At 43.4% G+C, this 22,451-nt stretch carries 21 protein-coding genes; 9 read left to right on the top strand and 12 right to left on the bottom strand.

The features are described from left to right. The first annotated feature begins 119 nt into the window (after window positions 1-119). From ACS8FD_RS00795 to ACS8FD_RS00805, 3 genes are all read left to right on the top strand, one after another. The gene (locus ACS8FD_RS00795; protein ID WP_439273986.1) at window positions 120-845 is read left to right on the top strand and encodes a DUF6231 family protein; all 726 of its coding nucleotides are present in this window, start codon (window positions 120-122) and stop codon (window positions 843-845) included. Between the two features lie 245 nt (window positions 846-1,090). After that, window positions 1,091-1,627, top strand: a complete 537-nt coding sequence (gene pal, locus ACS8FD_RS00800; protein WP_439273987.1) for a peptidoglycan-associated lipoprotein Pal — start codon at window positions 1,091-1,093, stop codon at window positions 1,625-1,627. Between the two features lie 183 nt (window positions 1,628-1,810). Beyond that, window positions 1,811-2,611, top strand: coding sequence for a 4'-phosphopantetheinyl transferase family protein (locus ACS8FD_RS00805; RefSeq protein ID WP_439273988.1), 801 nt, complete (start codon window positions 1,811-1,813; stop codon window positions 2,609-2,611). A gap of 130 nt (window positions 2,612-2,741) precedes the next feature. Here the strand turns inward: ACS8FD_RS00805 and ACS8FD_RS00810 are convergent, their stop codons facing one another. After that, window positions 2,742-3,590: a hypothetical protein gene (locus tag ACS8FD_RS00810; protein ID WP_439274050.1), complete on the bottom strand. Its 849-nt coding sequence runs from the start codon at window positions 3,588-3,590 to the stop codon at window positions 2,742-2,744. 616 nt (window positions 3,591-4,206) lie between these two features. Between ACS8FD_RS00810 and ACS8FD_RS00815 the strand changes: the two genes are divergently transcribed. Then, complete coding sequence (locus ACS8FD_RS00815) at window positions 4,207-4,968, top strand: IclR family transcriptional regulator (RefSeq protein WP_439273989.1); 762 nt, start codon at window positions 4,207-4,209, stop codon at window positions 4,966-4,968. 66 nt (window positions 4,969-5,034) lie between these two features. Here the strand turns inward: ACS8FD_RS00815 and mmsB are convergent, their stop codons facing one another. The 6 genes from mmsB to ACS8FD_RS00845 all read right to left on the bottom strand — a co-directional run bounded on the left by mmsB (window position 5,035) and on the right by ACS8FD_RS00845 (window position 13,597). Then, window positions 5,035-6,003, bottom strand: a complete 969-nt coding sequence (gene mmsB / locus ACS8FD_RS00820; protein WP_439273990.1) for a 3-hydroxyisobutyrate dehydrogenase — start codon at window positions 6,001-6,003, stop codon at window positions 5,035-5,037. 118 nt (window positions 6,004-6,121) lie between these two features. Next, a complete protein-coding gene (locus ACS8FD_RS00825) occupies window positions 6,122-7,363 on the bottom strand; it encodes an enoyl-CoA hydratase/isomerase family protein (RefSeq protein WP_439273991.1) in 1,242 nt (413 codons plus the stop codon). 54 nt (window positions 7,364-7,417) lie between these two features. Beyond that, complete coding sequence (locus tag ACS8FD_RS00830; RefSeq protein WP_439273992.1) at window positions 7,418-8,578, bottom strand: acyl-CoA dehydrogenase family protein; 1,161 nt, start codon at window positions 8,576-8,578, stop codon at window positions 7,418-7,420. Window positions 8,579-8,612: 34 nt separating this feature from the next. Next, entirely contained in the window at window positions 8,613-10,100 is a 1,488-nt protein-coding gene (locus tag ACS8FD_RS00835) for a CoA-acylating methylmalonate-semialdehyde dehydrogenase (protein ID WP_439273993.1), read from the bottom strand. 240 nt (window positions 10,101-10,340) lie between these two features. Continuing rightward, the gene (locus tag ACS8FD_RS00840) at window positions 10,341-12,011 is read right to left on the bottom strand and encodes a fatty acid--CoA ligase (RefSeq protein WP_439273994.1); all 1,671 of its coding nucleotides are present in this window, start codon (window positions 12,009-12,011) and stop codon (window positions 10,341-10,343) included. Between the two features lie 368 nt (window positions 12,012-12,379). Then, window positions 12,380-13,597: an MFS transporter gene (locus ACS8FD_RS00845; RefSeq protein WP_439273995.1), complete on the bottom strand. Its 1,218-nt coding sequence runs from the start codon at window positions 13,595-13,597 to the stop codon at window positions 12,380-12,382. A 557-nt stretch (window positions 13,598-14,154) separates the two neighbouring features. Between ACS8FD_RS00845 and ACS8FD_RS00850 the strand changes: the two genes are divergently transcribed. The 3 genes from ACS8FD_RS00850 to ACS8FD_RS00860 all read left to right on the top strand — a co-directional run bounded on the left by ACS8FD_RS00850 (window position 14,155) and on the right by ACS8FD_RS00860 (window position 16,100). Next, window positions 14,155-14,901, top strand: coding sequence for a hypothetical protein (locus tag ACS8FD_RS00850; RefSeq protein WP_439273996.1), 747 nt, complete (start codon window positions 14,155-14,157; stop codon window positions 14,899-14,901). Between the two features lie 81 nt (window positions 14,902-14,982). Then, window positions 14,983-15,726: a hypothetical protein gene (locus tag ACS8FD_RS00855; RefSeq protein ID WP_439273997.1), complete on the top strand. Its 744-nt coding sequence runs from the start codon at window positions 14,983-14,985 to the stop codon at window positions 15,724-15,726. A gap of 62 nt (window positions 15,727-15,788) precedes the next feature. Continuing rightward, on the top strand, window positions 15,789-16,100 hold the full coding sequence (locus ACS8FD_RS00860) for a DUF1244 domain-containing protein (RefSeq protein WP_439273998.1): 312 nt from the start codon (window positions 15,789-15,791) through the stop codon (window positions 16,098-16,100). Window positions 16,101-16,160: 60 nt separating this feature from the next. Here the strand turns inward: ACS8FD_RS00860 and ACS8FD_RS00865 are convergent, their stop codons facing one another. Further along, window positions 16,161-16,598: an SRPBCC family protein gene (locus ACS8FD_RS00865; protein ID WP_439273999.1), complete on the bottom strand. Its 438-nt coding sequence runs from the start codon at window positions 16,596-16,598 to the stop codon at window positions 16,161-16,163. 353 nt (window positions 16,599-16,951) lie between these two features. Here ACS8FD_RS00865 and ACS8FD_RS00870 point away from each other — a divergent pair, with 353 nt between their 5' ends. Next, entirely contained in the window at window positions 16,952-17,698 is a 747-nt protein-coding gene (locus ACS8FD_RS00870) for a hypothetical protein (protein ID WP_439274000.1), read from the top strand. Window positions 17,699-17,804: 106 nt separating this feature from the next. Here the strand turns inward: ACS8FD_RS00870 and ACS8FD_RS00875 are convergent, their stop codons facing one another. The 4 genes from ACS8FD_RS00875 to ACS8FD_RS00890 all read right to left on the bottom strand — a co-directional run bounded on the left by ACS8FD_RS00875 (window position 17,805) and on the right by ACS8FD_RS00890 (window position 21,676). Next, on the bottom strand, window positions 17,805-18,323 hold the full coding sequence (locus tag ACS8FD_RS00875; protein WP_439274001.1) for an Rrf2 family transcriptional regulator: 519 nt from the start codon (window positions 18,321-18,323) through the stop codon (window positions 17,805-17,807). Window positions 18,324-18,355: 32 nt separating this feature from the next. Continuing rightward, on the bottom strand, window positions 18,356-19,591 hold the full coding sequence (locus tag ACS8FD_RS00880) for an NnrS family protein (protein WP_439274002.1): 1,236 nt from the start codon (window positions 19,589-19,591) through the stop codon (window positions 18,356-18,358). A 244-nt stretch (window positions 19,592-19,835) separates the two neighbouring features. Next, window positions 19,836-20,273 (bottom strand): DUF3429 domain-containing protein, encoded by a 438-nt coding sequence (locus ACS8FD_RS00885; RefSeq protein ID WP_439274003.1) that lies wholly within the window; start codon window positions 20,271-20,273, stop codon window positions 19,836-19,838. Window positions 20,274-20,308: 35 nt separating this feature from the next. Next, window positions 20,309-21,676: a DASH family cryptochrome gene (locus ACS8FD_RS00890; protein ID WP_439274004.1), complete on the bottom strand. Its 1,368-nt coding sequence runs from the start codon at window positions 21,674-21,676 to the stop codon at window positions 20,309-20,311. Between the two features lie 393 nt (window positions 21,677-22,069). On the opposite strand from ACS8FD_RS00890, the gene ACS8FD_RS00895 reads away from it, so the two are divergent. After that, complete coding sequence (locus ACS8FD_RS00895; RefSeq protein WP_439274005.1) at window positions 22,070-22,300, top strand: hypothetical protein; 231 nt, start codon at window positions 22,070-22,072, stop codon at window positions 22,298-22,300. Window positions 22,301-22,451 lie beyond the last annotated feature (151 nt).

Genomic DNA, 22,451 nt, shown 5'->3' on the forward strand with positions numbered 1-22,451 from the left:
CGCTTATTTAAACGCGCGCATTAAATTAGGTTTGATTCTGCTACGCTTTAACGCTACATTGGCTTGAATAAGTAAATTTCAAGAGTAACCTCGCAGTTTAATCACTTTGGCGACCCTTTATGAATACTAATCCCAATCCTTCTATTGCTAGCTCTCCTACCATTACCCTACCTGTACTAATCGCTTATACCCAAGCGCTTCTACCGTCACTGTATCAGGCAACTGCTGATACTGGGAAAGAGACTCAAGACAAGCCGTCAGTCAAGATGCTTTGGGTCGTAGAAAACAACAAGGAAGCAGAAAGTCTAAGCCAACAGCTACAAGAACAAAATAAGCAAAAGACGCTCTCTAACCCTAATAGTGGTGCTCATAAAGAAAAGACTGAAGCGAATAAAGCTGAAAACAAGAAGGCTGAAAATAAGAAGGCTAAGGATAGTATAGAAACGGATATTGAGATAAGTACTTTAGCTGAGCTTAATAACCAATATAACCCGCAGCGTTATGAGCTTGCCTGCTTTTGGCTACCTACTCTCTCAAAAGAGCAGCTACCGCAATTTACTCCTAGCATAATGCGCTACCGAGACTTATATGCCGCCCATCTACTACTCGCTATTGATAACAGCTTAGATCTACGAGCTTACGGTTTTATGCCATTTGATAGTATTAATGAGCAGTCATTAGACATCAGTGTAAAGCCAACATCTCACCCCTCCCATGACGCATCACTCAGCACCTCTGCTTTAGCATTATGGCAATTTAACCTTTATGATTACAAACGCTTGCCGAATTGGTTAAATAGTAAATACTGGGCCAATCCTGAAAATTGGGATAAGCACCGCTGGTAGTAACTAGTAGCGATTGCTTGAACAGATTTGGGCCGTATCACAGCCAAACTTAGCAAAAATTAAAATATATGTATTTTTGATACCTAAATCTTCAGACACATGCTGTAATACTTACCGAACCTTGATATTATTTACAGTAATGCTACTTACACAACGTAACATTGATTTTATGATGAACGTCAATTGCTTAAGTTTCTTGTAAAATATTTAAAACAACAAATTAATTATCTATTTAGGAGCTTCAAATGTCACAACATTCTTCTTTTAGTAACCGTTTTGCCAAGATTACCGCTTTAGCTGTTTTATCTAGTGCTGTGGCTCTGACCACAGGTTGTGCGACCAAACGCGCCACCTCTGAAGTTGTAGTAGCCCCCTTAGGTATTCCTGGTGGTCAAGGAGCTTATACAGGCGCGGTTATCGTTGATAACCAAGTAGGCGTTGTCAACGCTGCAGAGAACCTGGAAGCTGTGGTTTATTTTGCGTTTGATAGTAGCGAGATTACTGCTCAGTCTGCCAGCGTACTTAATCAACATGTCGGCTTATTAAATGCAAACCCAGCTACACAAGTGCTAATTGCAGGTCATACTGATGAGCGCGGTAGCCGTGAGTATAATATTGCTTTGGGTGAGCGCCGTGCGCAAGCTGCGCGTAATTACTTATCAGCGCAAGGTGTCGTTGCCAATAACATCCGTGTTATTAGCTACGGTGAAGAGCGCCCGGCAGCAGCTGGCAACACTGAAGAAGCTTACGCTTTAAATCGCCGCGCTGAGCTATCGTATTAATTGCCAGCTTACTAGCGCATTTGTATTTTGTTCTTTGTTTTGAGTTTGGCCCAGTAATATAAGTATTGCTGGGTTTTTTTATATTTGAAAAATAATTCACTACTGACTAAGGATTTTTGCGCTTACCAGTTGACACCTGCCATACTAGTACTCTTATGATTATTAATATCGTTGTTTCACCTTATGATCTTACTTAATGATATCCACTATACGCAGCTCACGGCGACCCATTATTGTGCTATTGGTCGCTTAGAATCTACGGCCGCACAATTATGGATAAACTATTCGACAGCCATTTATACTTTCGCTTTATCCGCTAGCAGCCTCGATAATAACTCTCTGTCTTTACAGACATTTCATTTAGTCCAGCATCCTCATAACCTACTTGCCAGTGAATTCACTTCACTAGCCTCTACGCAGCAAACCCTATTAAACAAAAAAGTTAAGCGCCAAAGCCAACGTACTGGCGTGCGCTTACTGCTAAATAAGTTATTAGTTCAGCTCGGTATAGTGGATACTTTAGACGAGTCAGCATTTCCCTATCGACTCAAAAACCATCGCCATTACGTTTGTTTCAGTCATTCGGGAGATACAGTAGCCGTCGCTCTGAGCTATGATAGCGCTATTGGTATAGATATTGAGGTAAATAGCGTGGCATGGCAAGTCGCCAAACGTTTCTATCATCCCAGTGAAATCGCTATGCTCGAGCAGCTGTCACTCGATAAACGCGATTATCTGGTCAGGTTACTATGGCAAATCAAAGAGAGTTTGATCAAAATCAATCAAACAACACTCGCAGCAGGTTTAGGTCGCGCTGATCTACCGCTAGTTCAGATGCTTATTGAATATGATAGCGCTGATAATAGTGCTGATAATATTGTTAAGAATAATAGTTCTGCTCGTAAGCTATTTATAAAGCTGAGCCAGGACGCTCAGCGTAGAGTAGCTTATATTTCAAACTATCAGACGATAGTAGTATTCTGATATAAACAGTATTTAGCGTAATATTCAGTTTAACTAACGCTCTTACAGCATTTAAGCAAACTTAAAACACAAAAAAAGCGATCCGAAGATCGCTTTTTTTATCAACTATTAGAAAGATTCAGTATTTAAATTAGAAGCGGTAAGTTGCACCTAGTTTAACAATTGGGAACCACTCTAACAAATCTTTATCTTCAAGCTCACGCTCAGCAATTTGTGCAACTTCATCACGCGAAACAGTATCTATTCTATCACCGTCTACGTAACGGACTCGTTCAGCACCGTTACCAACAGCGCGTACTGTGGCATCGGTTTTACCCATGTAGGCTGCACCGATTTCACCGAACACACCCCATCTATCAGAGATGTTTGGACGGAAACCAACGGTTAGGTATGGAGCCAAATCATTACGATGCTCTACAGTACCAGCCAATGTACCAACGTCAGAAGCAACATAGCTTTCATCATCAATTTCAAAGATATCGCCTTCACCTCTAGCTTCAACATCGAGATCGTTATCAGGAACGATGATACCAGCACCCACAGTAAACCAGTTCGCTGCAGGGCGCATCTGTACGCCTAAGTATGGGTTGCTAAAATCAGCATCTTTAATATCATACTCAACATCATCTACGTCGAAATCATCTTTGATATCAGATACGTCGCCACCTGCCCAACCGGCTTGTAGTTCAGTAGTCTCGTTCAAGCTCCACGCGAGGTTAGCACCATAACCTAAGGTACCAATCTCTGCACTAACAGCAGCAGGGTTGATTGCTGTGTTAAATAGAGTCTTAGTTGTACCAACGACTGCGCCAGTAGTATTGCGGACGATACCCGCATCTTGGTTATACTGATAAGCAGGAGCAGCTACTGGGTAAGCAACCGTATCATTATCATCTACAACAACGATAGGATCGGCAGCCATAGCAGCAGTTGAGCCTAGAATAGCGGCAGATACTGCCGTAAGTTTAATAAGTTTCATCATTAATCTCCTAAAAATATGAAGTAGCTTGCCCACAGTGAATGATGACTTAGCGTTTTTACAAACCATCATTTTGTTGAGCAGATTAAAACAATTTTGACCCTAAAAGTCATCCCCTAAGAAGCGCTTTTTGTTTGCCATTATGTAAAGATTACGTAGGTATTGTAATTATTGCCGTTACACTCTGTCATAAAGCGCATTAGTGTTACAAGATATGTCAAGACAGAATGGTTAGCGTATCAATATATCTGCTAAATAATAACTCATCATTACAAAGCGAGTAACCTCGGAGAACAACGTTTAGAAGCATAAATAAACGTGGTATCGACAAGCTTAAAACTATTGAGCATCTATCTAAGTAACTGAATGCTATTTTGGCTTATTGTGAGATTTTAAACAGTGTAGCTTATATAACTAATTACTACTGTTTGTTGTGTTATGTGAAATGATGTATCTTAGCGAGCCATAGAGATAGAATGAGTAGTATAGCTTATTGCTGATATCAGACCTAGATAATGAACATAGCAAGCTCTACTCCTTTATTTAAAACTATATTAGCGATTTGCCTACTGAGCAAACGCATGAATGATCAACCCTTAACTATCGAGCCAATATTATGCCTAAAGTATCATCTATTACTCGTGTATTAGAGATTGTAGAAGCCGTGTCTTATGCCCAAAGACCGCTCTCACCCCTTGAGCTGTCAAAGGATTTAGACATTCCAAAACCTACTATCCATCGGTTGATACAGACTTTAGTAGAGGAAGGGTTTATAGGAGTCGATATAGGAGGCGGAATAGTACCAGGAAAGCGCGTACGTAATTTGAGTATAGAGCTGTGGCAACAAAAGCAGTTCTTTCAAGAGCGCCAATTGATACTGCAAGGATTGGTTGATGATATAAAGGAAAGCTGCGGTATCGCCGTGCCGCATGAGATGAGTATGCTATATACCAATCGCGTACAGACTGACCTGCCTATCCAGATCTACTTACCAGCCGGCTCTCAATCACCGATGTGGTGTACCGCAACGGGTAAGCTATATCTCAGTCTTTTGCCCGCGCAAACTCGTGCGAAGATGCTGCGACAGCTCCCACTTGATAGGTTTACTGAAAACACCTTTACCGATGTTGAGGCTTTAACTGCTGAATTAGACACTATCGCTGCATCGGGCGTCGGCATAGACAATGAAGAGTTTATCTCTGAGACCTTATCAGTAGCCGTGCCTATACTCGATAAGGACTCACGCTATTTGGCGTCTTTATTTGTGAATGCACCTACTATCCGCGTCTCTTTAGAAGCGCTTCAGACACACGTACCCAGACTTAGAGTCGCGGCGCAAGATATCCAAACACTGTGTTATGAGTTTGAGATGAAATAATCAGCAGATGTGGCTCTAAATCTGTAACTTTACTAAGACAAGGGGCCTGGTTTCCTCTGCAAGCTATTAGGGCAGTACTGATTTGTCATGAATAGCCATAATGCTCGAAAAGTCCTTTTCACCATGCTCGCCAGTATGAGCGGTGTACAATTGCGCGGCTCGTTGTGCCATTGGCGTGTCGACTTGAGTTTCTTTTGCCGTTTGCAGCGCAAGATTTAGATCTTTTTGCATCAGCTTACTCATAAATCCGCCTTGATAGTGATTGCTAGAGGGGACATTGTCCATCACTTGCGGATAAGGGTTGTAGACCTCTAGTGTCCAATTACGCCCTGAGCTTTGCAGCATAATGTCCGATAGTACTTTGGCGTCTAAGCCATTCTTGACGCCGAGGTTTATCGCCTCTGCCGTGCCTGTCATTAAGATACCGAGCAGCATATTATTACAGATTTTGGCGACTTGTCCGGCGCCACTAGCGCCTGCATGAAAGATGTTTTTACCCATTTCGGCAAGGATAGGTTCGGCTCTAGCAAAAGCGTCAGCCTCACCTCCGACAATGAAAGTTAAACTGCCTGCTATCGCCCCGCCGGTGCCCCCTGATACCGGCGCATCCAAAAAGTCTATACCAAGCGCGCTTGCCGCTTCTGCGACTTGCCGTGCGTCTGCCGCTGCAATCGTACTACTATCGATGACTAAGGTGTCTTTAGAGAGATGAGATAACAGTCCTTGTTCGCCGTTTGCTCCCTCTGCACCATTTTGGCTACTTCCTAAATATACCGATAACACATGCTCGCCAGCAGGCAGCATACTAATCACCACTTGCGCATTAGCAGCGGCTTGCTTTGGGCTGTCAGCCACGCTAGCACCTGCTTGCCGTAGACGCGTAGTCGCGGCCGGTGATAGATCATAGACGCTCAGCGCGTAGCCTGCTGTTAGTAGATTCTCTGCCATAGGCGCGCCCATATTACCAAGACCAATAAAGGCGATACTAGGCTTTATATCTTTAGCAGAATCGCTTGTGCTATCTGTGTTATTCATTCCATCATTCCTTGATGTGATTATTTAGTAATGACTTAATAGCGAATATGTTCATATTGACGAGGTTTACTAGCCGCTAAGTCTCAATAAGCTACTCATTATCATGTACGGGTCATAGCTAGCGGACGTGCTGCGAGCCTAAAGCATCTGCGGTAAGCCAATCTTGCAAAGGATGCTGATAGGGCGCATAAGGATTCTCAAAATGCGACTCAATGTACGCTTGTCCCTCAGCGCTTAGACAGTCGGCTAATGTGCGTGACCACTGCGGATTTTTGTCTTTGTCAATGAGCAGTGCTCGTACCCCTTCTCTAAAGTCAGGATTGGCCGCGCAGTGCACGGCGACATTGGCTTCTAAATAGAGCACTTGCTCTAACGATAAAGCACTGACTTTATGACAAAGCGCATAAGTCAAAGCGGCGGTTACTGGGCAGCCCTGACGATAAGTTGCTAGCGCCCTTTGTGTCCATTTATCGGCGGCAAAGTCAGCATCGAGCTTAGCTAATGCTTCATCGTTTTGAAGCAGATGATCCATTTCAGCCAGTCCGCCACTATTCATAAGCTTATTAATGGTTTGCCAGTATTTAGCCAAATTACTCTCAGGCAGACTAGACGATTGCTGCGCCGCTAAAGCGCGACTGGTAATACTCGGCAGCCTACTAGAGCCCTGCTCTATCTCCGCTCGCCAATTGGCAGCTTTTAAGCGCTCAATGATAGCGCCATAGTCGCTACTTTCAATATAATACTCAGCAAGATTGCCAATGATAGCATCACCAGCATTACACATAGCGCCGGTCAGACCCAAAAACAGACCTGTTTTGGCTGGCATGCGCTGCAAGAACCAACTCCCTGAAGCATCAGGAAACAGACCTATAGTAATCTCAGGCATCGCAAAGCGGGTACGCTCCGTGACGATACGATGGCTACAGGCCGCCATAAGACCCATACCGCCGCCCATGATAATACCGTCACCCCATAAAATCAGTGGCTTAGGATAAAAGTGCATTTGCCGATACAAGCGATACTCGTGACCAAAAAACTCGGTGGCATAAGGATTCGGTAATGGTGCGGACTCTGACATACTGTCATAAAGCTTGCGAATATCACCGCCAGCACAGAAGGCTTTTTCGCCAGCGCCTTTAAGAATAATGGCGACTATTTGGCTGTCTGTCTGCCAAGCTTCGAGTTGCTGTGACAATAGTTGACACATCTCAACGCTTAAGGCATTAAGCGACTTTGGACTGTTTAGCGTCATAATGCCAAGCTGATGACCGCAATGCGTCTCTTGGGTCTCGAAAAGTACCGCGGCTTCTTGCTTTGGAAAGGGAATTGTGGGGTTACTAACATTATCATTTGTGGTCATAAAACTACCTATAAAAATTTATAGAATTTAAAAACTGGCTGGAAAAACGGTTAATTAACGCAAAGTACTAAGACCATCTTCTTGCAACATCTGCCGGGATACGATGACGCGCATGATCTCGTTAGTACCTTCTAAAATTTGATGCACGCGTAGATCTCGCACATGACGCTCAAGCGGATACTCGTTTAGATAACCGTAGCCGCCATGCAGTTGTAGCGCCTCATTAGCGACTTCAAAGCTCAAATCGGTAGCTAAGCGCTTTGCCATGGCGCAATAAGTTGCCGCCTGCGGATCGTTGTTATCGACTTTGCTGGCAGCCAGATAAATCATTTGCCTAGCAGTAATAGTTTGCGTGAGCATATCGGCAAGCTTAAACTGTACCGATTGAAAGCCTGCTATCGGCTTACCAAACTGATTGCGGTCTTTGACGTAGCCAGTCGCGGTTTCAAGCGCGGCCTGCGCCGTTCCTACCGCGCAGATGCCAATGTTAATACGGCCGCCGTTGAGACCTTTCATCGCAATACTAAAGCCTTGACCTTCAGCGCCTAATAGATTGGATGCAGGGACTTTGACATTGTTAAAGCTGATGGTACGCGTCGGCTGCGCTTTCCAGCCCATTTTGTGCTCGTTTTTGCCATACTCAATGCCCGCGCTTTGCGCGTCGACCACAAAGGCAGAGACGCCCTTAGCACCCGTATCGCCAGTGCGCGCCATAACCACTAAAACATCGGTAGACCCCGCTCCTGAGATAAAGGTTTTCTCCCCATTTAGCACATAATAGTCGCCTTGTTTGTCCGCTTTGGTACGTAAGGATGCCGCGTCAGAGCCTGCATTAGGCTCCGTCAGACAATAGCTGCCTAACCAATCGCCATTGACCATCTTCGGTAGATATTTTTGACAAAGCGCGTCATGACCATACTCTCCAATCATCCACGACACCATATTATGGATGCTCATATAAGAAGCCACAGCAGTGTCACCCCAAGCTAGTGCTTCAAAGACCATCGCTGAATCCAGTCTCGGCAATCCTAGACCCTCAAAGTTGGGATTGGTATAGAGTCCTAAAAAGCCCAGCTCGCCTGATTTTTTTATTACTTCGATCGGAAAATGAGAAGTCCGATCCCATTCAGCGGCGTTAGGTTTTAGCTCTTTTAATGCGAACTGACGAGCGCTGTGCTCAAAAGCCTTCTGATCATCGGTTAGAGAAAAATCCATGCAGTTATCCTTAAATAGTGCGGCAAAATGCGGCTTACATTGAGATGGTGGTATTGACTTTACCACGGCTAGCTTCATCATCGAACCAACGTGCCGTGACGGTTTTGGTTTGCGTATAGAACTGCACGGCTTGTTTACCGTAAGGGCCTAAATCGCCAAGCTTACTGGCCCGTGAGCCTGAGAAGGAAAACATAGGTAGCGGTACAGGAATTGGCAAGTTGATACCGATTTGACCGACCATCACGTCTTGCTGGAACTTATGCGCTGCCGCTCCTGACTGGGTAAAGATAGCGGTACCATTGCCATTTGGATTGGCATTCAGTAGTTCTATCGCTTCATCCAAGCTATCTGCGCGCATGATACAAAGCACCGGGCCAAAGATTTCTTGCTGATAGATTTGCATGTCGCTGGTGACATGATCAAAGATTGTCGGCCCAACGAAATTACCATTTTCAAACCCTTCAACTTTGATACCGCGGCCATCCAATATCAAACTAGCACCTTCCTCTACGCCTGTATCGATTAGATGTTCAACGCGAGCTTTTGCCGCTGGTGAGATGAGCGGGCCTAGATCTTTGTCATTCTTGCCAGCAGAGACCACTAAAGTTTCGGCTTTGGCTTTGATCTCATTGATCCACTCGCCTGCTGCGCCGACTAACACCACTACCGATAGCGCCATGCAGCGCTGTCCTGCCGCCCCAAAGGCCGCCCCTGCTAACTGATTTAGTGTCTGCTCTTTATTAGCATCTGGCAAAATAACGCCATGGTTTTTGGCACCCATCATACACTGAGCACGTTTACCTGACTGGCTAGCGCGCTCATAGACATGCTTGCCAACTGCGGTGGAGCCGACAAAAGATACAGCCTTGATATCAGGATGATCGCAGATAGCGTCAACGGTTGGTTTGCCACCATGCACCACGTTTAGTACCCCTTCTGGCACGCCTGCCTCGACGGCTAGCTCGACTAAGCGCATAGTGACCATCGGGTCTTGCTCAGAGGGTTTTAAGATAAAGGTATTGCCCGTAGCGATAGCCATTGGGAACATCCAAAGCGGAATCATCGCCGGGAAGTTGAACGGCGTAATACCTGCACAAACCCCAAGCGGCTGCCAAATGCTATAAGTGTCGACATTCGAGGCGACGTTTTCGACGAAGTCGCCCATTTGTAGATTGGCAATACCAGCGGCATGTTCGACCACTTCTAGACCGCGAAACACATCACCGCGCGCATCAGCAATCGTCTTACCTTGCTCAGCGGTTAGGATTTGGGCCAGCTCATCCATATGTTCGCGAATGAGCGCTTGGTATTTTAGGAAAATACGCGCACGAGTAGTGATAGGCGTTTTGCGCCAAGTCTCAAAAGCGCTCTTGGCAGTAGCAACGGCCTCATTGATCTCATCGTCAGTGGTTTGCGGTACTTTAGCAATCACGTCTTGAGTGGCAGGATCAGTAATATCTATCCATTCACTGGTTTTTGATTGAGCAAATTGACCATTGATGAGCTGTTGAACGTGATGCATAAGATATCCTTATCTTGTTTGAGTCATCAGAAAATAGGTGACAAAAATAGCTATTGAGGTTTTAGTGAATAGCAAATTGAGAATTCAATGGTCATCGACTATAGCAATAATGTCAATTTAGGGTCAAGCGCTTTACAGCAACTTACTGTGTGTGAATATAAATCGCTTGTTAAACATAAAAAGCCCATGAACACTCATGAGCTTTTTGGCACTAATAACGAAATTTATAAAGGGTTAATACTAGCTCTTATTCTGCTCGCTGTATTCATCACGCATGACTTTTTTATCATGTTTACCCACTGAGGTTTTAGGCAGATCATCGAAGAATTGAAACTCACTCGGGACGCCATACTTAGGAATGATACCTTTGGTAACCGCTTGTTCAGCGACAGCCATGATGTCCTCAGCTGTTGTATCTTGATGACTAGGTTTGAGCACGATCAATGCCACTGGACGCTCGCCCCATTTTTTATCAGGCACGCCAATGACTGAGACATCCGCTACCGCTGGATGCAATGATAAAATAGTTTCAATCTCCAGCGAGGAGATCCACTCGCCGCCCGACTTAATGACGTCTTTGAGACGATCGGTGATTTTAAAATAACCCTCTTTGGTCATATAAGCGATATCTTGGGTATGCATGTAGCCGTTTTCCCACAGCTCAGTACCGGCATCATCGTTTTTGAAGTAGCTTTGGGTCAGCCAAGGCGCGCGCAGTACCAGCTCGCCGGTATTGTCTGCACCTGTGCCGACCGACTGATTATCGGTGTTCCACACTTGCGCATCAACCATCATCACAGGCTTACCTGACATGCAGCGGCGAGTGATATCTTCATCGAGGCTCATCTCAGGCTCATTGATAGTGAATTCAGTTAAGCCAATGAGCGGCGCGGTCTCTGACATGCCGTAACCGGTATAGACTTCGATATCTTGCGCGAGAGCCGCTTTTGCTAAGCCTTCGGTCAACCTTGAACCACCAATGATCATTTTTAGACCGCCAAAGCTTTTATCGCGATCTTGGGCTTCTTTTAGCACCATTTGTAGTATCGTCGGTACGCAGTGAGTAATACTAACCTTCTCATTGATAATTAAATCGAGCAAAGTATCAGGCGCATAGCGGCCCGGATAGACTTGCTTGAGGCCAGTCATCGTCGCGGTGAATGGAAAGCCCCACGCATGCACATGGAACATCGGCGTCATCGGCATATAGACATCGCCATAGCTCACGCCTTGCTTGTCTGGGAGCATACCTAATGTTGCCGCCTCCGCCATGCTGTGTAGCACCAGCTGACGATGCGTAAAGAATACACCTTTGGGGTTACCCGTAGTACCTGAAGTATAAAAGGTCGTGGCGATGGTGTTTTCATCAAAATCTGGAAAATCAAACTCCTCACTGGCGTCTGCTAACAGCGCCTCATACTCACCTACTACTCGGCTTTGGTTATCACCGAATACGCCCTCAGCTGTCACACCATTATCATCAAGCCAAATAATGTGCTCAATACTGGAGTTTTCGAACTGATAGTCTTTGACCAAAGGCGCAAATTCAGAATTGAGCATGAGCACTTTGGGTTTAGCATGATTGACGGTATAGAGCACCTTTTCAGGAGACAGACGAATATTGACCGTTTGCAGCACATACTCAGACATCGGAATAGCAAAGTAGGACTCAAGATAGCGATGACTATCCCAGTCCATAACAGCGATGACATCACCTGCGTCTAAATTAAGACCGTCTAAGACATTGGCTAAGCGATTGATACGGGTAAAAAACTCGCTATAAGTAAAGCGTTTTTTATCGGCATAAATGATCTCTTGATCCTGCGATACCGTCTTAGCGCGGTTCAATAGCTGCTTGATAATCAGTGGATAATCGTAAGCAGATGGAGCGCTATGATAAGCATTTGACATAAATGAGCTTCCTTGTTATTTATAGTATTTGGTGAGTGATGGGTCGCCTACTAGGCTTTTTTCAAACTCTAAAATGACCTCTTTGATGGTAGAAAAAATTATTTGCTATGTAAAGTAGGCTTGCGTAAATAGCGTCATTTAAAAATAATATAAATTAAAAATGTATCTGCCTACTATAGTTAATCCACTTTAAAAAAAATACAGGAAAAACAATACAGGGCAGTTAGAATGAATTTTGCGCAGCATCGAAAGATAACAGCACGCAAGGAAATTTATACCAACTGCACGATGACATTAACGTATCGATTTTATTTCGAACTGACTATGTTTATTCTGTCTTCTACTGATCAGACTGATGCTATGATGAATTAAGCAGATTGCGATTTGGTTTTTATCATGCCAAAACTGGCGATGGTTAACGCCAAAACTTGCACTAAAAGTAGTAACCCTACGGTAAATCGCCATTGCCCATAAGCGTAAACCAAACCACAAAGCCAAGCTCCAATGGTTCCACCTGCATAATAGAACATATAATACAGCCCTGAGGCAAGCGAGCGGCCTTGTTTGACATTGACCGCGATATAGCTGATGGTCGCCGACTGCGTGACAAATACCCCTGAGGACATAATCCCTAGTCCTATAACGATCAACCATAATGGTGTCGCTAGCGTCAATAACACCCCTAGCATTGAGATAATGACCGCGACGATAATCGTCCGTGCTGAGCCAAAGCGGCGCAGTAAAATAGTAGACAATGGCGTAATAATCACCCCTACCAAATAGACAGCAAAAATATTAGCTAGAGCGCCAGTGCCTAAGTTGTAAGGCGAATTGGCTAAATATAGATTAATAAAGGTAAAACAGCCGACCAAAGAAAACAGTACGCAAGCGCCAAGCAAGCAGGCGGTGACCACATAGCGATTGACCATATGCGAGCCCAGCGTTTTTATAGCGGAACGAAAATTAGGGTTGGCCTCAAAATGCTTCGAGCTAGGCAGTGTTTTTGCCACCCAAAGCGCACTAATCAACGTCAATATAGCCAATACATAATAAGCCTGACGCCAACCAAAAAACTCGTGCAAATGCCCTAATAAAAACCGGCCCATAAAGCCGCCGAGCACGGATCCCGAAACATAAAAAGACATCAGCCCGGTCACGCTTTGCCCTTCAAACTCCTCACCGATATAAGCAATAATGACCACGGTGATACCTGGAACCGATAAGCCTTGGATAAAACGCCATAGCCCTATCCATTCGATAGTCGTGCTCTGAGCAATCAGCGCAGTAGGTAAGGTCAAAAACAGCAAGGCCCCGACAACGAAAGACTTGCGCCCTACTGCATCCGATAACATACCCAAGAACGGCGACATTATGGCGATGGCTAAGATAGTGGCGCCAACGACCATGCCTGCCTGCACTTCAGTGGCAGAAAAATCTGTCACTAATACCGGTAGAATCGCTTGGATAGAATACACTTGCAAAAAAGCAAACATTCCTATCAGGCCGATAGTCAGTTTGAGAAGCAACGAAGGAGGATGAGATGCTGAAGGTGGCGCCGATAATTTCTGAGTATTATTTTTATTCACAAGCAGACTGACTGTTTTGGACGCCACTAATATAAGCGCAGGAAAAAGGAGGTATGAGACTTGAGACTTTGTCGCTAATAATAAGCTTATTAACGGCGAATAGGATCATACTCATAAGCTAATTATCATAGCATAGTCAGATATAAGCGTAGGATAGGAAGTGTTATTGCCACGTATCAGGTTTTTATAACCCTCTAACGTTGAGTAGCGACTAAGCTTCTGAATTCTTTTTTATTAAACCCGCTATTCTCAAAGCCTTGTATAGTAATGGTGACAACTATTTTAACTACAGCACAATTTCAGTATGATTAATCTTCTATAGTTAATCTACTTTAAAAAAGATACAGTGCAGTTGGGATAAATTTTGCGCAGCATCGAAAGATAACAGCACGCAAGGAAAATTTATCCCAACTGCACAGTTATATTAGCGTAGCTATTTTATTTCGAACTGACCATATATCCACTCCGCTTTATTAACAGCGTCTCATAAAACAACCTTTTAATATCATTGCCTATCGATTTTAGGGGAAGATATCTAAAGCTAAGGTATAAGATAAATGAAAGATCAATTGCACGATTTGGGTCACGGCTTTTGGAATATTCGCGGCTCTTTTGTCAGAGACGAGATGGTCGATATTGGTAATCAATCGGCTTTAGTGCGCTTAGATTCTGGTAAATTTATCCTACTAGACAGCTATACTCTGACCGATAAAGTTAGAGAACAAGTCATGGCTTTGACGAGCGATGGCGAAGATATCGAAGCGGTACTCAATGTCCATCCCTTTCATACCGTACACTGTGCCCGCGTCGCCCAAGACTTCCCGCACGCTACCTTCTATGGCAGCGCCCGCCATCATAAGGAAGTACCAGAGGTCGATTGGAGCGAGGATTATGTAGAGAGCGACGCGGTAGCCAAGCGCTACCCTGAGCTTGAGTTTTCACTGCCAAAAGGTATTGATTACATATCCCCTGACGATTCGGTACACTCAGGCTCGCTATTGGTTTATCACCCTGCCAGTCAAAGTCTCTATGTCGATGACACCTTTGAGATTGCGCCATCCAAGTTACTTAACCAAATAAAAGGTGATATCAATTTGCATGCCACTACCCTAAAAGCGCTAAAAGACGAGCCGAACGCTGGTCAAGAGTATTGTGATTGGGCGCTAGGTCTTGCTCGTGAGTGGTACGATGTGCGCTATTTTTGCGGCGCTCATTCAGGATTAGTAGTGTTTGAGCCTGGTGAATTTGCAGAGAAACTAACAGCGACTATTAATAAAGCTCGCTCGACTCTAGCAGCAAATTAATTTGTAAACTACTTATTTAACAGCATGAAACGCTTTATCGCTATATTATTAACTTAAATAATCGTTAATTAGGAGAAATAAATGTCAGAACATGTTCATGATTTAGGTTCAGGGTTTTGGAATATACGCGGCGAATTTCGTCTTGGCGGTGTCATAAACATAGGTACGCAGTGCTCGCTAATCAAATTAGAATCAGGCAAGTTTATCTTCTTAGACAGCTATGAGCTTACCGGTGAGGTGCGCGATAAAGTCATGGCATTGACCAATGACGGTCAAGACGTTGAGGCGGTGCTCAACGTGCATCCGTTTCATACTATTCACTGCGCGCAGATGGCTCGAGACTTCCCACAGGCGACATTTTATGGCAGTGCTCGCCACGCCAAAAAAGTACCTGAAGTCGAATGGAGCGAGGATTTGGTCGAAAGCGAAGCGGTTGCTGAGCGTTATCCTGAGCTTGAGTTTTCTATGTCACAAGGCATCGATTATATCCATGCTAATGAGATGATTCACGCCGGCTCTTTATTGGCTTATCATCCTGCTAGTCAAAGTCTGCACGTCGATGATACTTTTATGAGTCCGCCAACTAAGCTGCTAGGCAAAGTATTACCAGAGATTATGCTACACCCTACCACCAAAAAAGCGCTAAAAGACGAGCCAGATTCTGGTGAAAGATATTGTAATTGGGCGACTCAAATTGCTCATGACTGGGACGTTCGTAACTTCTGCGCCGCGCATTCTTATTTAGTGAGATTTAGAGAAGGCGAGTTTGAAAAGGCACTCTTAAAAGCGATTAATAAAGCTCGTCCAAAATTAGAGAAAGCTTAAGCTGAGTCAGAACTTAAACGTCTTACCTTACAAATACCTACGAACGATTAGGGAAAAACTTTATGGCAAAATTAGAATCTAACATCGAATTAGAAGCGGCAGCATTTCGTCGCTTATTAGCTCATTTAGATGAGCGTAAAGATGTACAAAATATTGAGCTTATGAACCTTGCTGACTTTTGTCGCAACTGTTTATCCAAGTGGTATAAAGCGGCTGGCGAGGAGCGTGGTATCGATATCGGCTATGAAGACGCTCGTGAGCTGGTGTACGGCATGCCCTACTCTGAGTGGAAACAGAAGTACCAGCAACCAGCAACACCAGAACAGTTAGCGCGCTTTAACGAGATTGAAGCGGCTAAGAAAAAAGGCGATTGAGATTAAAAGTAGTCTTCTACTCTCAAAATTATAATCGCTGCAAGAAAGAAAGCCGCTAAGTTAGCGGCTTTCTATTGCTTTAAGTATACTGTTAAACCCTACTGTACCTTGTTTTTGCATTTTACGATCCAAAACCCGTCCGATAATTGGCACAGCTATTCGACCTTCAGATACCCAAGTTACTTGCGTGGTGCCATCACCTAAATCTTTAAGATCAATTACCCCTTTATCATGTTTCATTTTAACTGGCTTAGCTTTCTCAATTTTATACTGCATATGAGTGGGACGCTCAAACGCCGTAATTCGTTCCCAAAATTTGACAGGTCCCGTTTGAATGGTGCGTAAAGCACCAACGCCATTACGTTCCTCATCGCCTTCAGTTACTAGTTTTGCCGTACCTACCGCCTTAAACGACCCATAACTGGCATGATCACTTATCGCTTCAAAAACCTCATTAATCGGTTTTTTTACAATGCGTTCTACTTTTATTTTAAACATAAGGCTATCTCGCTAGAGTTAAGTTTAAGACTATTTAGGTTATTAAGATTAAGCATTTACGTTTATAGCACAACGTATACTATAAAGCAGTCACCTCGTACACTATATCGCTGTTTATATAAAAATAAAGTATCGTTATTTGTATAATATTTGAGCTCGATATCACTAACATTAGGTATAAAACTTAAATAATATTAAGCCAACAAGGGATAACAAAGCCTAACTATTAATCAAGCTTAGTATCTCCTACCCTAATTTGAAGTGGAAGTGATAGTTAATGAAGCTTACCACTCAGCATTATATTTGTTTAATTTGCAGAATTAAAACACTCTAAAAAAATAAGGATAATAGCAATGGCAGATGAAATTAAAGACTTAGGTGCAGGATTTTGGAATATACGTGGCTCTTTTAAAGTTGGCGGTGTTCTCGATGTCGGCGCGCAGTGCTCGCTAATCAAGCTAGCATCCGGTAAATTTATATTCTTGGACAGCTATGAGCTAAAAGATGAGGTTAGAGATACGGTGATGAAGCTCACGAATGACGGTCAAGACGTCGAAGCCGTGTTGAACGTACATCCTTTTCATACTGTGCATTGTGAGCAGATGGCCAAGGACTTTCCGCAAGCGACGTTTTATGGCAGTCGCCGCCACCCCGAGCAAGCGCCAAATGTGGATTGGTCAGACGATTTGGTTGAGAGCGAAGCGATTGCTAAGCGCTACCCTGAGCTAGCATTCTCTATGTCAAAAGGCATCTACTATATTGCGCCTGATGATTCGGTACATGCCGGCTCCTTACTGGTCTATCATCCAGCGAGCAAAAGCTTGCACGTCGATGACACTTTTATGACCCCACCGATCAAGCTCCTAGATGCGGTACTACCCGAAGTAGTATTACAGCCTGATACCAAAAAAGCACTAAAAGATGAGCCTGATGCGGCTAAACAATATTGTGATTGGGCCACACAGTTGGCTCACGATTGGGATGTGCGAAATTTCTGCGCCGCGCATACGCATCTGATTACATTTGAGCAAGGGCAGTTTAAAGAGACGTTATTAAATACGATTGATAGTGCTCGTCCTAAGCTTGAAAAAGCACAGTAGCCTATAGCGCTTAGACTTTAAAACACCTGAGCATATAGTTATAAATTAGGCTGCCCTTTGGCAGCCTTTTTGTGCGGCTTTATAAACTTGTAACATCTATCACAACCTAAGATAACAAAGCCGCTAACTCCACCTTGTTATTGATAATATCAGCTAAAGTATATCCCTCTAAAACGCTAACAAAAGCAGTAAGTGCCTCAAAAAACACACCTTTCAATCGGCACGCAGGACTGATGACGCAGCCTTGCTTTGTAAGTGATGAGGACTCGTTGACCGTCTCATCAATCAAGGTTATCGGTAACCCTTGTTGTTCAGTGGCATCCGTCTTAGGGGCGGTTGCCGCAAAGCACTCTACCAACGCAAAATCAGGTTCTATCTGCTTAATGAGTATGCCTAAATTAATCTCTTCAGGCGCACGGGCTAGCCGAATGCCACCATTTTTACCGCGAATCGTTTCTATATAGCCCAGTTGACCCAACTGATGAATAATTTTCGTCAGATGACTTCTGGAGATGTTATAGCTATTAGCAATATCACTGATGTTAGCTAGCATTTGCGGTTCAGGCTTTACTGCTAGATAAATTAAGGAGCGCAGCGCGTAATCACTATAATTGGTCAACTTCATGAGCAAACGCTCCTTTAAGTAGTAATCAAAATTTAGCCAAACAAACCATCGGGTCTAGGCTTGGACAGCATTGGTAAGTAGCTGATGCAAAATAGTATAAAGCAGCCAATCCAAGCACCTTGCGCAATCATAACCCATAATAAGTAATGCTCGGTAGCGATGATAGGTAAAAAAGCACGGCTCACAAATACTAACACCATTAGTGCAAACATCGCATTCACGCTCTTTGGTGGCTGATGGATATTGCGACCCGTATGCCCAAGCGATACTCGTGCCATCATCGCCAGCGTCATCATACCAACGCCAGCGATAGACAAGGCATGTACCGCCAGACTGTGACTAAAACCAAACCAAGGCTGTAAAGCGTATAAAAAGAAACTAAGACACATTCCCAAAAACGCTAGATATAGCGACCATAATAGCGGCTTCTGCCAAATCCCTGAGTGATACCAACCGACTAAACGTACGATGTTAACTAGGCCGACGCCAAGAGCAGCGATAGTGAGCAGATACTTATTGGGATAAAATAGATCAATGATAAAAAAAGCTAAGAAAAAGACTAAGCTTAAAATATCTTGCCATTTACTATTACGCACTTTGATATGAATACCATCATGAGCAAGTCCGCGCTCAATAAAGAACGGCACCACTCGCCGGCCTATGGTCAATACTAGACCGATAACCAGATAAAACCCTAAATAGACGCCTATCTTGGTGCTAGTCATATTGCCAGTAAAAATACCCCAATAGCATAATCCATTACCTAAGGTTAGTAGCGCAAGCTTTGCCAGAATACCCATTTGCTTGTACTGTTTGACTTGTAATACGGCTCGAAACACTACCCACGCCATCGAGCCGACAAACAACATATCGAATATAGCTGCTAGGTATAATAAGCTTGAACCAAGACCAAAATCTAACCCTAAGCCGAAGGCGAGCCAGCTTAAACGAGCAATTAACCAACAGCTAAAAATAGCTAGCAGCTTGTAGCCATAGGGCATCTTAACCCCAGTCCAAGTCTGCACGGCAGTCAATAAAAACCCCGCCACTACCGCCAAGGCATAACCATAAATCATCTCATGACCATGCCAATATAGCGGATTCAAAGTCTGGGCATCAATATCAGTGTGACCAGTAAAAACGAATGCCCATAAGACCATCATCACGACGGCAAACACTGCCGCCGCACTGAAAAAGATGCGAAAGCTGAGATTGAGAATAGGATGAGGTGAGCTTGGTGGCTGGCTAGGTAAATTGATCGATTGCATAGCAGTCTTCTTAGCGTTAGTTTTTCTTAAATTTATAGTCGATATTATAAACATTCATTTTAAATGAACGTTATAAATTATTCAATGACTTCTAGCACTATATGTATAAGCAACCATCATTCTTTCTTATCCAAAAGTCGAAAGCATAAAAAAGCCACCGACTAAGTGACTTAAATGAAGACTTAACTTCGGGTCTGTCGAACATTCGACCGTGGCACTGACAGAGACTACTTCATAAGCCCGTTTATAACTGCACTACTGAGATGAGTAGCGAGACAGTCACTATAAGCGTCACGTACTTTCTGACTTTGAAATACCGCGCGGAGATCACTTGACCTGCATTTAAGTTATAATCAATGAATAACAAAGCAATAAAAGCGATAATTAATAGCCAAATAAACCCTACTTCAGATAAGCTTAGAAAGCCTAACCATAAGACTAGCGCAATAATATTACTGATGAGAGGAAGTCTTACTGACCAAGGGTTATTATCAGCTAGACTCAAGTGATTACCCCAATGTGCGCCTGCCATAAAGGTCGCAATTACTAGTCCGTAGACCGCTAGCATAGTCGAGGTTTTTCCTAAGCCCAAAACGGCATCAATGCCTAAACTGATAAAAATAGCGCAAGCGATAAACGGAAGAGTACCCGCAAAGGTGAGATAAGGACTGGGTTTTTTCATAATTTACGACTCACACCACTGTTTATTAAAACTTATTATGACAGCCATTTATCCATAAACTCGCCATTAGGATCATGCTGCTGCGTTTGCTTTTGTAGATTAAACTGCCTAGAACCTCTAGGATCAGCCCCCACTCCGGCTAGATATTGCCAATTACCCCAGTTGCTAGCGACATCGTAATCTATCAGCTGCTGCTCAAAATAAGTCGCGCCATATCGCCAATCAAGACCCAACTCATGGATAAAGCAACTGGCGACCAGTTGACGGCCTCGATTCGACATATAACCCGTATGATTGAGCTGCTTCATACAGGCGTTGACTATGGGGTATTTGGTCTCGCCATTTTGCCATTGAACGAGACGCTGCTCATCATGGCGCGTTGCAGGTCTATGATCGCCAATGCCTTTAAATAAAAATAAATCTTGCTGATGCTCTAGCGCATACCAATAAAAATACTCGCGCCACAACAGCTCAAACCAGATCCAATAAGTCGAGTCATTAGCGATGACCTCGCGCTCATATTGACGCAGACGGTTAAGCAACACCTTTACCGATAGCGTACCGTTAGCAAGCCATGCTGAGAACTTCGTAGAATGCGTCCATGTGTCTAAAGCATTGCGAGTGACTTTATAACTGCTTGGCGCATCAGAGCTAAAATAAGTTTCCAAATGCTGTAGCGCAGCGCTCTCGCCACCTTGATATTCAGACTGATGTTTTTCATCATCAAAATCTGGTTCGTCAACTCGCGGTAACTGCAAAGGATACTTTGACGTGTCAGTTAGCGCATCAGGCAAAGGCGGCAGCGCAGTTGGGATTGTAGTTATCTCCAAATCCGTCTCTGCTTTTAGCAAATCTTGCTCGTATTCAACCTTTTTACGAAATTGAGTAAAGCTCTGCGGTAGCGCTTTGGTCGGCATTTTAGCATACAGCGTATTAATCGATTGGCTATGCCAAGCAATATCAGGATAGGTAGCGCGCAGCATATTATAGACTTCCAACTGTGCATAATCTGGCGTATCACTGACGTAAATATCGCTCACTTGCTGCTGCTCTATCAGCTCACATAACTGAGTAAAAGTATTTATGCTTAATTCAGCATCCGTTTGTTGTAAATAAAGCAATCGACTATCCAAACTTTGTAAGGACTCATTAAGATCGAGCAAACTTTCATTGATAAACTGTTGATGAGCCTGCCCTAATTCATCGAAGTGATAGGATTGACCCCAAGCTTTTTGATTCAGCTCATCGGTCAAATTGGCAGCGTATACTGGCAGTAAATAACCTGACTTAAAGTTGCCTAATTTGGCCTGCTCAGCCGCATTATATAGAGTAGCGTTATCGTGAATACGCAAATCATTATGAAATAGCACTAATACCACTTTACCCTTTAGCTCTTTCATCATATTTTATCTACCCTTTTAATCCGTCTAACCATAAGACTAACTTTTATCTCAACTGAGCTATTACTAAAGCTTAACCAATAACTGCTACTATTGAGGTTAACTATAATATGATAAAAAATCAGATACCGTATAAAGCATGTTAAAAGCTAGCTTCATATCCTTTACTAAACCTTGAAGATGTTCTGTATGATAGACATTGACTACTAATGAGTTGACTGCTTAAATGGTGAGATATAGTAAGTTCAAAGTAAAATTGTTGTAAATTTAAACGCGCTACTGGTATAAATTTTACTTGCATGCTGTTATCACAGAGGCTGTACAAAATTCATCCCAGCAGCGCTATATCATTTTTAGAGTAAATCGACAATATTAATAATTATAAATGGAAAAATTATGAGCGAAGACAATGCTGCTACTGAAAAACGTAAGATCATCAACAGGTTTTTGACTCAGCTCACTCGTGAAGAGCCGCAAATGTATTACGCTTCTACCGCTGAGATTTCTCGTAGCATTTATACTTTGATTAAAGAGCATACCAATCGCTTACCTGTAGAAGAGCAAGCTCTGGTTAGAAATATGTCTGTAGAAGAAATCCAATCTATTTTAGGCTTTAATATAAAGTAGTTAGGTTTTATTGCCGTTATTTATAATTTACACCAATCCGTGGACTTTTTTTAAGCATAAAAAAAAGACTGCTCTAGGGCAGTCTTTTTACTGAATAAAGTAATCAATAAAACGCAAAATTTAAGCTTTAGCTTTTATCTAAGACACTCAG

It is taken from the genome of Psychrobacter sp. 1U2 (assembly GCF_051847575.1).

Bases quoted from the DNA above. Each gene is read 5' to 3' on its own strand.
- ACS8FD_RS00795 (WP_439273986.1), top strand. From the start codon at position 120: ATGAATACTAATCCCAATCCTTCTATTGCTAGCTCTCCTACCATTACC.
- pal (WP_439273987.1), top strand. From the start codon at position 1,091: ATGTCACAACATTCTTCTTTTAGTAACCGTTTTGCCAAGATTACCGCT.
- ACS8FD_RS00805 (WP_439273988.1), top strand. From the start codon at position 1,811: ATGATCTTACTTAATGATATCCACTATACGCAGCTCACGGCGACCCAT.
- ACS8FD_RS00810 (WP_439274050.1), bottom strand. From the start codon at position 3,590: ATGAAACTTATTAAACTTACGGCAGTATCTGCCGCTATTCTAGGCTCA.
- ACS8FD_RS00815 (WP_439273989.1), top strand. From the start codon at position 4,207: ATGCCTAAAGTATCATCTATTACTCGTGTATTAGAGATTGTAGAAGCC.
- mmsB (WP_439273990.1), bottom strand. From the start codon at position 6,003: ATGAATAACACAGATAGCACAAGCGATTCTGCTAAAGATATAAAGCCT.
- ACS8FD_RS00825 (WP_439273991.1), bottom strand. From the start codon at position 7,363: ATGACCACAAATGATAATGTTAGTAACCCCACAATTCCCTTTCCAAAG.
- ACS8FD_RS00830 (WP_439273992.1), bottom strand. From the start codon at position 8,578: ATGGATTTTTCTCTAACCGATGATCAGAAGGCTTTTGAGCACAGCGCT.
- ACS8FD_RS00835 (WP_439273993.1), bottom strand. From the start codon at position 10,100: ATGCATCACGTTCAACAGCTCATCAATGGTCAATTTGCTCAATCAAAA.
- ACS8FD_RS00840 (WP_439273994.1), bottom strand. From the start codon at position 12,011: ATGTCAAATGCTTATCATAGCGCTCCATCTGCTTACGATTATCCACTG.
- ACS8FD_RS00850 (WP_439273996.1), top strand. From the start codon at position 14,155: ATGAAAGATCAATTGCACGATTTGGGTCACGGCTTTTGGAATATTCGC.
- ACS8FD_RS00855 (WP_439273997.1), top strand. From the start codon at position 14,983: ATGTCAGAACATGTTCATGATTTAGGTTCAGGGTTTTGGAATATACGC.
- ACS8FD_RS00860 (WP_439273998.1), top strand. From the start codon at position 15,789: ATGGCAAAATTAGAATCTAACATCGAATTAGAAGCGGCAGCATTTCGT.
- ACS8FD_RS00865 (WP_439273999.1), bottom strand. From the start codon at position 16,598: ATGTTTAAAATAAAAGTAGAACGCATTGTAAAAAAACCGATTAATGAG.
- ACS8FD_RS00870 (WP_439274000.1), top strand. From the start codon at position 16,952: ATGGCAGATGAAATTAAAGACTTAGGTGCAGGATTTTGGAATATACGT.
- ACS8FD_RS00875 (WP_439274001.1), bottom strand. From the start codon at position 18,323: ATGAAGTTGACCAATTATAGTGATTACGCGCTGCGCTCCTTAATTTAT.
- ACS8FD_RS00880 (WP_439274002.1), bottom strand. From the start codon at position 19,591: ATGCAATCGATCAATTTACCTAGCCAGCCACCAAGCTCACCTCATCCT.
- ACS8FD_RS00885 (WP_439274003.1), bottom strand. From the start codon at position 20,273: ATGAAAAAACCCAGTCCTTATCTCACCTTTGCGGGTACTCTTCCGTTT.
- ACS8FD_RS00890 (WP_439274004.1), bottom strand. From the start codon at position 21,676: ATGATGAAAGAGCTAAAGGGTAAAGTGGTATTAGTGCTATTTCATAAT.
- ACS8FD_RS00895 (WP_439274005.1), top strand. From the start codon at position 22,070: ATGAGCGAAGACAATGCTGCTACTGAAAAACGTAAGATCATCAACAGG.